Raw genomic sequence first — 13,073 nt, 5'->3', positions numbered from 1 at the left:
TGGCCCGCCCCAACGGCGCGAATCGATGACGAATCGACAGCGGCTCGCGAAAAGTCGATCTGGTCTGCTGCTCGCAGCTTCGCGAGCAGCAACTCGTGCAAGCGGTCCCACACGCCGGCCGCCTGCCAGTCGCGCAGCCGCCGCCAACATGTCACGCCCGAGCCGCAACCCATCTCGGCAGGCAGGTCGCGCCAGCGTAGTCCGGTCTCGAGAACGAACAAGATGCCGGTCAGCGCGGCGCGATTCGAAACAGGCAGGCGGCCCGGGTTCTTCTCGCGCCGCGGCTTGGATGGCGGCAGTAACGGCTCGATCAGTGTCCACAATTCGTCGTCGATGATCGGCTTGCCCATCTCCTCGGCCTCGGTTGTTCCGATGCCTGAGGTTAACAGCTCGCCGCGAAAGTTAACAGGCCCACGGGCTCTTTTTGAAACCGTCTCTTATGGAAATAGATCGATTAATTTCCTTTATAAATTCACTCGAATAATAATTAATTATTTCCACGTTCTCTTCTAAGTCAATCCGATGCGAAGCAATCCAGCGATCCGTGCCCGCCCGCGACCGCTGCAGATCGGCACGGCGCTGCCGGGAGGCCGTATCGACCAACGAAGATCGGCCGGTCTCCGACGGGTCATCGCAGTATTCCAGGTAGCATGGACGCGAACCTATCAGTGCTCTACAGACTGATTGCCAGAAATCCCCCGCTCGCAATCAAATCCCGCGCCGTACGACGTAGCATTTGCACCATATCTAAAGCATTTACCCTGACAAACGTCTCCAGCCTGTCGCCTTCGGGGGCGCACAGCACAGCCCAAAAATGGAGTTTGCTCAGCATCGCAACGAGCGACTCCTCGAACACACCAAGCGGAGCGGCCTCGTCATGTTCCTTGGCCCATGATACGTATCGATCCAAACCCGCGCCGGTCATCCACGCATATTCGAGGTCGGATACCCGCTCACCGGCAGGTATCCGACCGAGGACAAAGGAGGTGACCGGATAGATTTGGAACTCGACATCGTCGAGCCCCGAAAAACCATATCGTGCTTCGCCAACCTCCACGACCTCGTCGCCCCAAGTTCTGACTTGTCGCGCCAATTGAAGCAAGACCGCCTCTCTGTCGCGCTTGCGAAGCACGATTCCAACGTTAGCGTTCATATGTCCTTTCAATGTCCGTAGAACGGCGTAGCGGGACCAATCTGCCACTGCTTTTGTACGGGTCATAGCGGAACTCGTGAATGTGCGGATCCGGATGCGGCGGACCTGGCAGATATTCATGCGCCGTCCAGTCCACGCGTCCCCATGGCACATTCGTCCCGTCCAATATCGGCCATGCCCCGTTACTATCTTCATGCCCCGATAATCGGGGCTATGGCCAGCCGGGCCCGGCATGATTCTCGCCCCCAGTCGCAGTCATGATCCGGGGGTGTTGTCACCGGGCCTGGTGGGTGGCTGGTGATCGCTGATAGGGGTTTGGCCGGGATATCCCGACGCCGTCCGTAACGTGGATGCCGAGACTTGCCACCGTTGTTGCAGGTCAATCCGTTCACTCTGCATAGACTTCGATGCAAGACACTCAACAACGTGACGCCGTCGATGTCTTGGTCGGCGTCGATGTCGGTAAGGGCCACCATCACGCCGTGGCACTCGATCGGAACGGTAAGCGCCTGTACAACAAGGCGCTACCCAACGACGAGGCCAAGCTGCGCGTCCTCATCGCCGAACTCAAGACTCACGGTCGACTGCTGTTCGTCGTCGATCGGCCTTCCACCATCGGTGCGCTTCCTGTAGCCGTCGCCCGCGCCGAAGGCGTACTCGTCGCCTATCTGCCCGGACTGGCCATGCGCCGCATCGCTGATTTGCACGCCGGCGAAGCCAAGACCGATGCCGGCGACGCCGCGATCATCGCCGAAGCCGCTCGCTCGATGCCGCATACGCTGCGCTCGCTTCGACTGGCCGACGAGCAACTCGCCGAACTCACCATGCTCTGCGGCTTCGATGACGACCTCGCCGCTCAGGTCACGCAAACCAGCAACCGCATTCGCGGGCTGCTCACCCAGATCCATCCGGCGCTCGAGCGTGTTCTCGGACCGCGCCTTGACCATCCAGCGGTACTCGATCTGCTTGAGCGCTATCCGTCGCCCGCCGCGCTTGCCGGCACCAGCGAGAAGACGCTCGCCAATCGCCTGACCAAGCTCGCTCCGCGCATGAGCAAAGGCTTAGCGGCCGAAATCGTTCAGGCACTGAGCGAACAAGCCGTGACCGTGCCCGGCACGCAAGCCGCCACCATCGTCATGCCCCGTTTAGCCCAGCAGCTTGCGGCATTGCGTAAGCAACGCGACGAGATCGCTGCCGAAGTGGAGCGATTGGTGCTTGCTCACCCTCTTTGGCCGGTCCTGACCAGCATGCCGGGAGTCGGCGTCAGGACCGCCACCAGACTCCTGACCGAGGTCGCTCATAAGGCGTTCGCTTCGGCGGCGCATCTGGCGGCCTACGCCGGCTTCGCGCCGGTTACCCGACGCTCAGGTTCATCGATACGTGGTGAACATCCATCCAGACGCGGCAACAAGGTGCTCAAGCGCGCCTTGTTCCTATCCGCCTTCGCGGCCTTGCGGGACCCAGTCTCACGGGCCTATTACTCGCGCACGATCCAGCAAGGCAAGCGTCATAACCAAGCGCTCATCGCGCTCGCGCGGCGACGCTGCGACGTTCTGTTCGCCATGCCGCGCGACGGCACCATTTACCAACCCAAGTCAGTCCCTAACGCTTGACGAAACACATAGGAGCACGTTACGGCAAGGCAAAGGCACAGCGCGCGCCAGCCCCCGGTGCCTGCGCGCCCCATTGAATCGGTGCATCCCATTCTGGTCCCGCGCACGGCTTCGCCGGCCGTGCGCCCTCGGTTTTTTGGTCGTGTGGTTGTACTGCTTTCGTCATACTTTTTTTGCGATACCGAGGAAGAGTAACGGCGGGGCCACGCCTTTCTTTAGGGTGCTTGTTCGAATAATTTCTCTAATCGCTTCGGAGTGGACATTACAAATCGATTTCACGCCGAGGCACAATGAAGGCGTCCGATCCATCCCGTTCCTCATGTCCTCTACATCGACGAACCCGCCGCTTACCGTCATCCACCTGAACGGCCCGATCAACAGCGGCAAGACGACGATCGGTCGCGCGCTCGCACGCATGCTGCCCGATGCGCGCTTCATCGACGGCGACGATCACGACGCGCCTGAAGACGCGCCGTTCGACGTGCAATGGGCGATCGCGCTGGAGCGGCTGGTCACGCGGATCGCGCAAGCGCGCGAACGCCACCTCGTGATCGCCTATCCAATCGGCGAAGCGGAATTCGAGCGGCTGCGCGCGGCGTGCAACGCACGCGATGCGCGTCTTTTCGTCGTGACGCTCGCGCCGCCCGAGGCGGTTGCGGCGTCGAATCGCGGCACGCGCGCCCTGACGGGCTGGGAGCGGGAACGCGTCGCGCAAATGTATCGCGAAGGCTATGCGTCGCGCGCGTTCAGCGATTGCGTGATCGATACGTCGAACGCGTCGGCCGATGGGTGCGCGACGGCGATCGCTCGCCGCGTGGCCCTTCCCGCCCATTGACGCGGCGGCTTCGGCCGTGCGCCGTCGTCGGCGCACCGCATGCACGTCCGGACGCATGCAAGCGAACGCGCGCCGCTCTCAATGATGTTGCCGTACGCCCGACACGACCTGCTCGCGCGCCCCCGTCCGGCTCAACATCAACGTCACCACCGCCGACACGGCGAGCGTCCCCGCGACCACATACAGCCCCGCCGCATACCCGCCCGTCACATGCTTCAACCAGCCGATCGCAAACGGCCCGACGAACCCGCCGAGATTGCCGATCGAATTGATCATCGCGATCCCCGCCGCCGCGCCGGCCCCCGACAGGAACGCGCTCGGCATCGCCCACAGCGGCGCCTTCGCGGCACTGATGCCGATGTTGACGACGACCAGCGCGAGCACCGTCAGCAACGCCGTGCTCGCCTGCCCCGCGAACACGAAGCCGATGCAGGCCAGCACGCACGGAATCACGACGTGCCATGTGCGCTCGCCGGTGCGATCCGAATGCCGTGCCCACACGATCATCGCGACCACGGCGGCGATGCTCGGAATGCCGGTCAGCATGCCCGTCTGCAATGCAGTGAAACCGAACTGCTTGACCATCAGCGGCGCCCACAGGCCGAGCGTGTACAGCCCCGCCGACGTGCCGAAGTAGATCAGCGCGAGTGCCAGCACGCGCGGGTCGCGCAGCGCCTGCCATGCGCCGGCCGTGTGCCCGGCGTGCGTGTGGCGCGCGTCCGCTTCCGCCTTCAGCTTCGCGATCAGCCAGTCGCGTTCGTCGGCCCGCAGCCACGCGGCCTGCGACGGCGCATCGGTCAGGCGCTTCAGTACGACGAAGCCCAGCATGACCGCCGGCAGCGCCTCGACGATGTACAGCACTTGCCAGTCGGCGAGCCCGAACATCGGCGGCATCTGCATGATCGCGCCCGACAGCGGCGAGCCGATCGCGGTCGAGATCGGCGCTGCCGCCATGAACCACGCGGCGGCCACCGCGCGCTGCTTCGCGGGAAACCACAGGCTCAGGTACAGGATGACGCCGGGGAAGAAACCGGCTTCGGCCATGCCGAGCAGGAAGCGCAGCACGTAGAAGCTCGTCGGCCCGACCGCGAACGCGGACACCGCCGACACGATCCCCCACGTGATCATCACGCGTGCGATCCAGATGCGTGCGCCGACGCGATGGAGAATCAGGTTGCTTGGTACTTCGAACAGAAAGTAGCCGATGAAGAACAGGCCGCCGCCGAACCCGAACGCGGTCGGCGACAGGCCGATCGCCTTGTTCATCGTCATCGCCGCGAAGCCGACGTTGACGCGATCGAGAAAGCTGACGAAGTAAAGCAGCATCACGAACGGAATGATGCGCCACATCAGTTTCCGCGCGACGCGGGTTTCCAGATCCGCTTGCATGTGTCTCCTCCTTCGAGGTCGGGCCGTGCGCCGTCGGTCGTTGGACCCCGCGCGCCGGCCGGCGCCCGGCTCGCGTCGCATGCGCGAGTCGCGGGCTGAAAATGCCTGAGTGAAGCGAGCGCTCGGCGCTCGGCGGCGCGCACGCGCGGCCGCCGCCGCGTCGCCGCCGTCAGGCCGCGACTGCCGCGTTCGCGACGCGCTCGCAAACGGCCGCCGTCACCTGCGCGGTCGTCGCGCTGCCGCCGAGGTCGCGCGTATGCAGCGACGGATCGGCCGTCACGGCCTCGATCGCGTGCATCACGCGCGCGGCCGCTTCCGTCTCGCCGAGATGCTCGAGCAGCATCACGACCGACCAGAACGTGCCGACCGGATTCGCGAGCCCCTTGCCCATGATGTCGAACGCGGAGCCGTGGATCGGCTCGAACATCGACGGGTAGCGCCGCTCGGGATCGATGTTGCCGGTCGGCGCGATGCCGAGACTGCCCGCAAGCGCGGCGGCGAGATCGCTGAGGATGTCCGCGTGCAGGTTGGTCGCGACGATCGTGTCGAGCGACGCCGGACGGTTGACCATGCGCGCGGTCGCCGCGTCGACGAGTTCCTTGTCCCACGTCACGTCGGGAAACTCCTGCGCGATCTGTTTCGCGATCTCGTCCCACATCACCATCGCGTGCCGCTGCGCGTTGCTCTTCGTGATCACGGTCAGCAGCTTGCGCGGTCGCGACTGTGCGAGCCGGAACGCGAAGCGCATGATGCGTTCGACGCCGGCGCGCGTGAGGATCGACACGTCGGTCGCGACCTCGATCGGATGGCCCTGATGCACGCGGCCGCCGACGCCCGCATATTCGCCTTCGGAGTTCTCGCGGACGATCACCCAGTTCAGGTCGCCCGGCCCGCAGCGTTTCAGCGGCGCATCGATGCCCGGCAGGATGCGCGTCGGACGCACGTTCGCGTACTGGTCGAAGCCCTGGCAGATCTTCAGGCGCAGCCCCCACAGCGTCACGTGGTCGGGCACGTCCGGGTCGCCCGCGGAGCCGAACAGGATCGCGTCCTTGCCGCGCAGCGCGTCGAGGCCGTCGGCCGGCATCATCGCGCCGTGCCGGCGGTAGTAATCGGCGCCCCAGTCGAAATCCTCGAACGCGAACGCAAAGCGGTCGCTGCCGCGGGCCAGCGCTTCCAGCACCTGCTTGGCCGCAGGCACCACTTCCTTGCCGATGCCGTCGCCGGGAATCGTTGCGATACGGTAGGTCTTCATGCGGACATCCTCGATCGATCGTGAGCGTGTACGCACTTTACCGAACTGGAATTACGGAAACCGGGGCTATACTCAAAGCATCTTTAACTTCAATTCATGAATCCCGTCATGGCGGATACCGTCCAGCCGGCCGATCTCGGCTTCTTCTCGACGCTGGCCGCCTCGGGCAGCCTGAGCGCGGCCGCGCGCGAACTCGGGCTGACCGCAGCGGCCGTCAGCAAGCGGCTCACGCAGATGGAGCGGCGCGCGGGCGTGACGCTCGTCAACCGCACGACGCGGCGGATGATGCTGACGCCGGAAGGCGACGTCTATCTGGAGTACGCACGCCGGATCCTCGACCAGATGGACGAACTCGGCGAACTGCTCGGCAGCGCGAAGCAGCGGCCGAAAGGCCTGCTGCGCGTGAATGCGACGCTCGGTTTCGGGCGCAGCCATGTCGGCCCGGCGATCTCGCGCTTCGTCGCGCGCTATCCGGAGGTGTCGGTGCAGTTGCAGTTGTCGGTGATGCCGCCGCCGCTCACCGACGACGCATTCGACGTGTGCATCCGCTTCGGCGAACCGCCCGACACGCGTGTCGTCGCGCGGCGGCTCGCGCCGAACCGCCGGCTGCTGTGCGCGGCGCCCGCGTATCTCGCGCGGCACGGGACGCCCGGCACGCCGCACGACCTCACGCGACACAACTGCATCGGCATCCGGCAGGGCGACGAAGGTTACGGCGTATGGCGCCTGACGAGCGGGCGCGGCGCGGGCCGTCACACGGAAGCCGTACGGATCAACGGCAACCTGACGACGAACGACGGCGAGATCGCGGTGAAGTGGGCGCTCGACGGGCACGGGATCCTGATGCGCGCGGAATGGGATCTGCGCGACTATCTCGCCGACGGCAGGCTGGTCGTCGTGCTGCCCGACCATGAAACGCCGAGCGCCGACATCTACGCGGTGTATGCGCAGCGTCACCAGATGTCCACGCGGATTCGCGCGTTCGTCGATTTCCTGGCGGAGGATTTGGGGCGGCTGAAGGCGACGTAGGGGTGTCGGTCACTTGTGCATGGCAGCGTCAGGCACGGCTCGCATCCCGCCGTCAGGCCACCGCTACCAGCCCGCCGTAGCGGTCGCCGCTAGCGGCCGCACCCGCCAACGCCGGCCGCCATCCCACCGCCCCCGCCGCCGCCAGTCCTGCCTGCTCATACCCGGCCTGCACGAAGCGCTCCGCGATCCAGTCGACGAACGCCCGCACGCCGGGCGACACATGCGGGCGCTTCACATAGACGGCCGACACGGCGAGCGCATCGGGTTGCCAGCGCGGCAGCACTTCCCGCAATCGCCCCGCGTCGATCAGCGGTTGCGCGGCGACGCGCGTCGGCTGGATCAACCCGAGGCCGTGCACGCCGCAGGCGAGATACGCCTGCTCGTCGTCCACGCTGACGATGCCGTCGAGTTGCACCTTGCGCACCGCGTCGTCCACCACGAACTCGAGCTCGGCCGGACGCTGACCGCACACGTGCGCGCCGGCCACCGCGCGATGCGCGTGCAGATCATCGGGCGTGCACGGCACGCCGAAGCGGTCGAGATACGCGGGGCTCGCGCACGTCACGCGCTCGAGCGAGCCGAGCCGGCGCGCGACGAGCGACGAATCGGGCAACGCGCCGAGCCGGACGCTGCAGTCGATCGCGTCGCCGATGCGATCGCCCGCGCGCCCGGCCACGGCGAGGATCAGCTCGAGATCGGGATGCCGCGCATGCAATTCGCCGAGCGCCGGCAACACGATCGCGCCCGCCACCGACGCCGGCAATTCGACGCGCAACGGCCCGCTCGGATGCAGCGCGGCGCCGCGGATGCTCGCTTCGAGCTCGTCGACGTCCGCGGTGATGCTGACGCAGCGCCGGTAATACGCGTCGCCTTCGGGCGTCGCCCGCAGCGCGCGCGTCGTGCGCACCAGCAGCGGCATGCCGAGCGCCGCTTCGAGTTCCTGCACGGTGCGCGTCGCGGTGGCGCGCGAAATGCCGAGCGCCTGCGCCGCGCGCGTGAAGCTGTTCATTTCGACGATGCGCGTGAAGATGCGCATCGCGCGGATCGGATTGTCCACCCAACACCTCTGCGTGGTTGCGATATGCCGCCGCGCGCATTCGCGCACCGTGCGGCGTGTCGATGTCGATGTCGACGCCAGCCGCGCGACCCGCGCGGCCCTCGGGTCAGGCGTTCGCCGCCGCGACGCCGGGCGCCGGTTCGGCGAGCAGCCGTTGCGCGAGCGCCAGTGCGTCGTCGCGGCTCGCCGCCGCGTTCAGCGGATAGCCCCAGACCTTCTCGAAGGCGCCCGAAAAGGCATTGAGCGCCACGCGGCGCGGCGCGTTGGGCTCGATCGCGATCATCCCGGGGATCCGTTCGCGCGACAGCGCGCGGTTGGCCTTGCTCCACTTCGCGAGCTGTTTGCGCATCTCGTGATCGTTGTCCGGACGATCGTCGCCGGACGGCGCATCGTCGGTCAGCAGGACGAAGCGTTCGCGGCGCGCGAGCAACGCGTCGAGTTCGGCGATCAGGCGAGCGGGATCGGTGTGGGTCGAGCCGCTGTAACGCAGCCAGACAAACGGGAATTCAGTCGTGACGATTTGCATGTCGACCTCCAGATGAGAACGATTCTCATCTTATGGATCGAGACCCGATGCGTCATTTCTCATCCCGGCCAACTGCTTTTTCAATCCGGCCAAACGTGCGTGAGCGTGCAGCGTGGACGGTCAGCGTTGCCGGTCGGTCAGGTATTGGGTCGGCGACTTGCCGGTCGCCTTGCGGAACATCGTGACGAAACTGCTCGCGCTCTCGTAGCCGAGATCGATCGCGATCTGGTGAACGCGGCGGCCGGTCGTCAGCATCCGCAGCGACAGCGCGACGTGCAGCCGACGGCGCCAGTCGCCGAGGCTCATGCCGAGCTCCTTCGTCGCGAGCCGCGTGAGGCTGCGCTCGCTGATGCCCGCGCGCCGCGCGAGTTCGGCCAGCGGCGACTTGTCGGCCGGATCGGCGAGCAGATGGTCGATCAGCTTGCGCAGCCGGCGGTCGGTCGGCATCGGCAGGTACAGATCCTCGACCGGCGCCGCGACGAGTTCGTCGAGCAGCGTCGCCACCAGCCGCCCTTGCGGCCCGTCGACGTCGTACAGGTTCGGGAAGCTGGCCGCCTTCAGCAGCAGCTCGCGCAACAGCGGCGACATGGCCAGCGTGCAGCAGCGCGTGGGCAGGTCGAGCGCCGCGTCGGGTTCGACCAGTACCGCGTAGAAGGTCGCGCCGGCCGAGCCGCGCGCCGCATGCGGGACATCGCCCGGAATCCAGACCGTGCACTGCGGCGGCGCAGTCCACACGCCGCCGTCGATCTCGCAATAGACGACGCCGCTCAGCGTGTAGAGCAGTTGCGCCTGGCGATGGCTGTGCCGCTCGAGCCGCCATTCAGGCTCGACGACCGAGCCGCCGAACACGACGAGCGGACGCGGCACGTGATAGACGTCGGCGTCCGCGGCGGGATCGGTGATCGGTGCAAGGTCGCGCATGGAACGACGGGCTGTGAAGAAGGCCGGACGCCGGCGCGTCCTGTCGTGCTTATACCAGAAAGGCGCCGGCGCAGCCGCGCCGTTCGACGCGCGTCTGCGGCCGTGCACCGGACGGAATACAATGCGCCGATCCCCTGCCGCTGCGCCACCTGCCGGAGCCGCCATGTTCGACCTGACCACGCTGACCACCTTCACGGCCGTCGTTCTGGGCCTGTTCCTGATCCCCGGCCCCGCCGTGCTGCTCGTGCTGAGCCGCACCGTGCAAGGCGGCCGCAAGACCGGCATCCTGACCGGCCTCGGCGTCGCGAGCGGCGACTTCGTGCATACGCTGTTCGCGGCCGTCGGGCTGTCCGCGCTGCTGATGACGTCGGCGCTCGCGTTCAACGTCGTGAAGCTGGCCGGCGCCGCGTACCTGATCTATCTCGGCGTGCGCGCGCTGCTCGAGAAGGCGGCCGATCCGTCGCTGCCGAAGGTGTCGCCCGTCACGCCGCTCAGGGCGTACCTTCAGGCGATTCCCGCCGAGGTGCTGAACCCGAAAACCGCGCTGTTCTTTCTCGCGTTCATGCCGCAGTTCGTGCATCCGGAGCGCGGTTCGACGTTCGTGCAGTTCGCGGCGCTCGGGCTGATCTTCGTCGTGCTCAGTTCGCTCTACACGACGCTGATCGCGTGCTCGATCCGCCCGCTCGGCCGCATCGCGAAGCGGCTCACGTGGCTCACGCGCTGGCAGGGCAAGATCATCGGCTCGATCTTCATCGCGCTCGGGCTGCGCGTGGCCGTGCAGCAGCGCTGATGCGCGCGGCCGCATGACGCGCGCCGACGCGGACCTGCTCTACACCGACCCGCGCCTCGTCGCGGTGTACGACCTGTTCAACGCGGGCGATCGGGACTTCGCGTTCTACGCCACCGCGATCGGCGCCGGCCGGCGACGCATCCTCGATCTCGGCTGCGGCACCGGCACGTTCGCGCGACGGCTCGCGACGGCCGGGCATGATGTCGTCGCGATCGATCCCGCGCCGGCGATGATCGATTACGCGCGACGCCAGCCGGGCGCCGACGCGGTACGCTGGCTCGCGTGCGCGCTCGACGGCCTGCCGCCCGGCGCGCCGTTCGATGCGGTCGTGATGACCGGGCACGCGTTCCAGTGCCTGCTGAGCGACGACGACGTCGACGCGACGCTGCGCGGCGTGCGACGCGTGCTCGCCGACGGCGGCCGTTTCCTGTTCGACACCCGCAACCCGCGCACCGAACCATGGCGAACATGGACGCCCGCGCAGTCGGCACGCAGCGTCGAGTCGCACGCATTCGGCATCGTCGATCTCCATCACGCGGTGCGTGCGATCGACGACGCGATCGTGACGTTCGACACGCGCTACCGCTTCCGCCGCGACGATACGGTGCTGACGAATACAAGCCGGCTGCGTTTCATCGCGCAACCTGAGTTGCGGGCGCGCGTGACGGCGGCCGGTTTCGCGGCGGCCGACTGGTACGGCGATTGGGAGCATGCCCCGTTCGACGAGGCGAGCAGCGCGGAAATCATCGCGATCTGCCACGCGTAACGGGCGCAACGCAGACATCACGCGCCCCTCGCGCTCACACGCCATCGAGCGCGCGCCGCACCGCATCCCAATCGAGTCCGAACCGCGCGAGATACTTGCGCAACCGGTCCGCATCGTTCGGCTGCTTCTTGCTCTGCCGCGACACGGCGAACAGCGTGCGTCCGGCTTCCGACAGGCTCGCCGACGTGCGGCACACGTCGAGCACGCGCTCGAGTTGCGCACGGTCGAACAGGTCGAGTTCCGCCGCACGCACGCCGAACACCGCGTCGACGCACGCATCCGATGCCCCCGCCCCACCCGGCGACGACCACGTGCGCGTCAGCCGCTCGACTTCCTGCTCGGCGAGCGCCTCGGTAATCCGCCCCGCGTCGGCCAGCGTCGCCATCCGCGTGACCGACGCCGACAGCTCGCGGAAGTTGCCGGCCCACGTCGCGCGCGGCGACGCCGCGAACGCGAGATAGCGCCGCTTCGCCTCCACGTTGAAACGCACCTGCTCGCCCTGCTCGCGGCCGAAACGGTCGAGTTCGAATTCGAGGTTCGGCTCGATGTCCTCGCGGCGCTCCGCGAGCCCCGGCAATTCGTAAGTCCACAGGTTGATCCGCGCATACAGATCCTCGCGGAACGTCCCGGCCGCCACCATCTGCCGCAGGTCGCGGTGCGTGCCCGCGATCAGCTCGAAATCGCTGGTCGCCTCGACGTCCGCGCCCACCGGCAGGAAGCGCTTCTCCTCGATCGCCTTCAGCAGCATCGCCTGCTCGTCGAGCCCGAGTTCCCCGATCTCGTCGAGAAACAGCAGCCCGCCGTCCGCCGCGCGCAGCAACCCCGCGCGCGCCGATTGCGCGCCGGTGAACGCGCCCTTCACGTGACCGAACAGCGTCGACATCGCCGCGTCGCCGCGCAGCGTCGCGCAGTTGATCTCGATGAACGGCCCGGCGAGCCGATGCCGGCCGCGCTTCAGCTCGTACACGCGCTTGGCGAGAAACGACTTGCCCGCACCCGTCGGCCCGACCAGCAGCATCGGCGCGCGCGAACGCACGGCCACGCGCTCCAGTTGCTCGATCAGCGCGTTGAAGCGTGCATTGCGCGTCGCGATGCCGGCCTTCAGGAACGACACCGTTTCGTCGCGCTCGCGCGTGAAGCGCTGCGCGATCCGGTTGTAGCGCGACAGGTCGAGATCGATCACCGAGATCGTGCCCGGCCCGCTCGGCCCTTCGTCGGTTCGCTGCGGCGGCCCCGTCTGCACGAGGCGCGCGGGCAGGTAGCGCGCTTCCGCGAGCAGGAACCAGCAGATCTGCGCGACGTGCGTGCCGGTCGTGATGTGGATCAGGTAATCCTCGTGTTCGAGGTCGAACGGATACGCGCGAGCGTAATCGTGCAGCGTCGCATAGACCTCCTCGAAATCCCACGGATCGTGGATCGTGACCGGCGTGAGCCGCACGTCGGTGTGCGGCGACACGCGCGCGAGATCGTCTCGCACCTGGTTGGCGAGACGCGTGTAGTCCAGCGAATGCAGCAGTTCGAGCCGGTCGATCGGGAGGGCGGGCTGCTCGCACAGCGAAAGCGTCGGCCGCCATTTGCGGTAACGGCGCGGCGCGCGGCCACCCTGGTCGAGCACGGTGCCGAGAAAACCGATCGCGACAGTCTTTCGCATGTTTATCTCATGGGATAAGAGGCGATCCAATTCTATCGGATTTTTCGGACGACGCGCGGCAGGAGGCATTCGCACCCGATCACGTATCAAG

13 protein-coding genes are annotated in these 13,073 nt (G+C 66.9%); 5 read left to right on the top strand and 8 right to left on the bottom strand.

Annotation, left to right across the window (positions count from 1 at the left end):
* A partial coding sequence (locus tag AC3IFE_RS04025; RefSeq protein WP_489189672.1) for a transposase occupies positions 1-350 on the bottom strand: 350 nt, incomplete at its 3' end.
* A 323-nt stretch (positions 351-673) separates the two neighbouring features.
* Positions 674-1,219 (bottom strand): hypothetical protein, encoded by a 546-nt coding sequence (locus AC3IFE_RS04020; protein WP_489189671.1) that lies wholly within the window; start codon positions 1,217-1,219, stop codon positions 674-676.
* Positions 1,220-1,560: 341 nt separating this feature from the next.
* On the opposite strand from AC3IFE_RS04020, the gene AC3IFE_RS04015 reads away from it, so the two are divergent.
* On the top strand, positions 1,561-2,766 hold the full coding sequence (locus AC3IFE_RS04015) for an IS110 family RNA-guided transposase (RefSeq protein ID WP_489189670.1): 1,206 nt from the start codon (positions 1,561-1,563) through the stop codon (positions 2,764-2,766).
* Between the two features lie 319 nt (positions 2,767-3,085).
* Positions 3,086-3,601, top strand: coding sequence for a shikimate kinase (locus AC3IFE_RS04010; protein ID WP_489189669.1), 516 nt, complete (start codon positions 3,086-3,088; stop codon positions 3,599-3,601).
* 78 nt (positions 3,602-3,679) lie between these two features.
* On the opposite strand, the gene AC3IFE_RS04005 is transcribed toward AC3IFE_RS04010, so the two are convergent.
* Both AC3IFE_RS04005 and AC3IFE_RS04000 read right to left on the bottom strand, forming a co-directional pair.
* On the bottom strand, positions 3,680-4,990 hold the full coding sequence (locus tag AC3IFE_RS04005; RefSeq protein ID WP_489189668.1) for an MFS transporter: 1,311 nt from the start codon (positions 4,988-4,990) through the stop codon (positions 3,680-3,682).
* Positions 4,991-5,159: 169 nt separating this feature from the next.
* Positions 5,160-6,242 (bottom strand): tartrate dehydrogenase, encoded by a 1,083-nt coding sequence (locus AC3IFE_RS04000; protein WP_489189667.1) that lies wholly within the window; start codon positions 6,240-6,242, stop codon positions 5,160-5,162.
* 108 nt (positions 6,243-6,350) lie between these two features.
* Here AC3IFE_RS04000 and AC3IFE_RS03995 point away from each other — a divergent pair, with 108 nt between their 5' ends.
* Positions 6,351-7,271, top strand: a complete 921-nt coding sequence (locus AC3IFE_RS03995) for a LysR family transcriptional regulator (protein WP_301738464.1) — start codon at positions 6,351-6,353, stop codon at positions 7,269-7,271.
* 52 nt (positions 7,272-7,323) lie between these two features.
* Here the strand turns inward: AC3IFE_RS03995 and AC3IFE_RS03990 are convergent, their stop codons facing one another.
* From AC3IFE_RS03990 to AC3IFE_RS03980, 3 genes are all read right to left on the bottom strand, one after another.
* On the bottom strand, positions 7,324-8,328 hold the full coding sequence (locus tag AC3IFE_RS03990; protein ID WP_489189666.1) for a LysR family transcriptional regulator: 1,005 nt from the start codon (positions 8,326-8,328) through the stop codon (positions 7,324-7,326).
* Positions 8,329-8,434: 106 nt separating this feature from the next.
* Positions 8,435-8,854, bottom strand: a complete 420-nt coding sequence (locus AC3IFE_RS03985; protein WP_489189665.1) for an ATP--cob(I)alamin adenosyltransferase — start codon at positions 8,852-8,854, stop codon at positions 8,435-8,437.
* 120 nt (positions 8,855-8,974) lie between these two features.
* Positions 8,975-9,775, bottom strand: a complete 801-nt coding sequence (locus AC3IFE_RS03980) for an AraC family ligand binding domain-containing protein (RefSeq protein WP_489189664.1) — start codon at positions 9,773-9,775, stop codon at positions 8,975-8,977.
* A 163-nt stretch (positions 9,776-9,938) separates the two neighbouring features.
* Between AC3IFE_RS03980 and AC3IFE_RS03975 the strand changes: the two genes are divergently transcribed.
* Positions 9,939-10,565: a LysE family translocator gene (locus tag AC3IFE_RS03975; RefSeq protein WP_489189663.1), complete on the top strand. Its 627-nt coding sequence runs from the start codon at positions 9,939-9,941 to the stop codon at positions 10,563-10,565.
* 13 nt (positions 10,566-10,578) lie between these two features.
* The gene (locus AC3IFE_RS03970) at positions 10,579-11,331 is read left to right on the top strand and encodes a class I SAM-dependent methyltransferase (RefSeq protein ID WP_089469170.1); all 753 of its coding nucleotides are present in this window, start codon (positions 10,579-10,581) and stop codon (positions 11,329-11,331) included.
* 34 nt (positions 11,332-11,365) lie between these two features.
* On the opposite strand, the gene rtcR is transcribed toward AC3IFE_RS03970, so the two are convergent.
* Positions 11,366-12,982, bottom strand: a complete 1,617-nt coding sequence (gene rtcR, locus AC3IFE_RS03965; protein WP_489189662.1) for an RNA repair transcriptional activator RtcR — start codon at positions 12,980-12,982, stop codon at positions 11,366-11,368.
* Positions 12,983-13,073 lie beyond the last annotated feature (91 nt).

The organism is Burkholderia sp. APQ4-4ca, assembly GCF_057837105.1.
Note: the sequence above shows the minus strand (reverse complement) of the source record. Positions and strands in the feature narration are given on the sequence as shown.

Excerpts from the sequence above, each read along its gene's own strand:
- AC3IFE_RS03995 (WP_301738464.1), top strand. The coding sequence starts at position 6,351 with ATGGCGGATACCGTCCAGCCGGCCGATCTCGGCTTCTTCTCGACGCTG.
- AC3IFE_RS03980 (WP_489189664.1), bottom strand. The coding sequence starts at position 9,775 with ATGCGCGACCTTGCACCGATCACCGATCCCGCCGCGGACGCCGACGTC.
- AC3IFE_RS03985 (WP_489189665.1), bottom strand. The coding sequence starts at position 8,854 with ATGCAAATCGTCACGACTGAATTCCCGTTTGTCTGGCTGCGTTACAGC.
- AC3IFE_RS03970 (WP_089469170.1), top strand. The coding sequence starts at position 10,579 with ATGACGCGCGCCGACGCGGACCTGCTCTACACCGACCCGCGCCTCGTC.
- AC3IFE_RS03975 (WP_489189663.1), top strand. The coding sequence starts at position 9,939 with ATGTTCGACCTGACCACGCTGACCACCTTCACGGCCGTCGTTCTGGGC.
- rtcR (WP_489189662.1), bottom strand. The coding sequence starts at position 12,982 with ATGCGAAAGACTGTCGCGATCGGTTTTCTCGGCACCGTGCTCGACCAG.
- AC3IFE_RS04020 (WP_489189671.1), bottom strand. The coding sequence starts at position 1,219 with ATGACCCGTACAAAAGCAGTGGCAGATTGGTCCCGCTACGCCGTTCTA.
- AC3IFE_RS04010 (WP_489189669.1), top strand. The coding sequence starts at position 3,086 with ATGTCCTCTACATCGACGAACCCGCCGCTTACCGTCATCCACCTGAAC.
- AC3IFE_RS04015 (WP_489189670.1), top strand. The coding sequence starts at position 1,561 with ATGCAAGACACTCAACAACGTGACGCCGTCGATGTCTTGGTCGGCGTC.
- AC3IFE_RS04000 (WP_489189667.1), bottom strand. The coding sequence starts at position 6,242 with ATGAAGACCTACCGTATCGCAACGATTCCCGGCGACGGCATCGGCAAG.
- AC3IFE_RS04005 (WP_489189668.1), bottom strand. The coding sequence starts at position 4,990 with ATGCAAGCGGATCTGGAAACCCGCGTCGCGCGGAAACTGATGTGGCGC.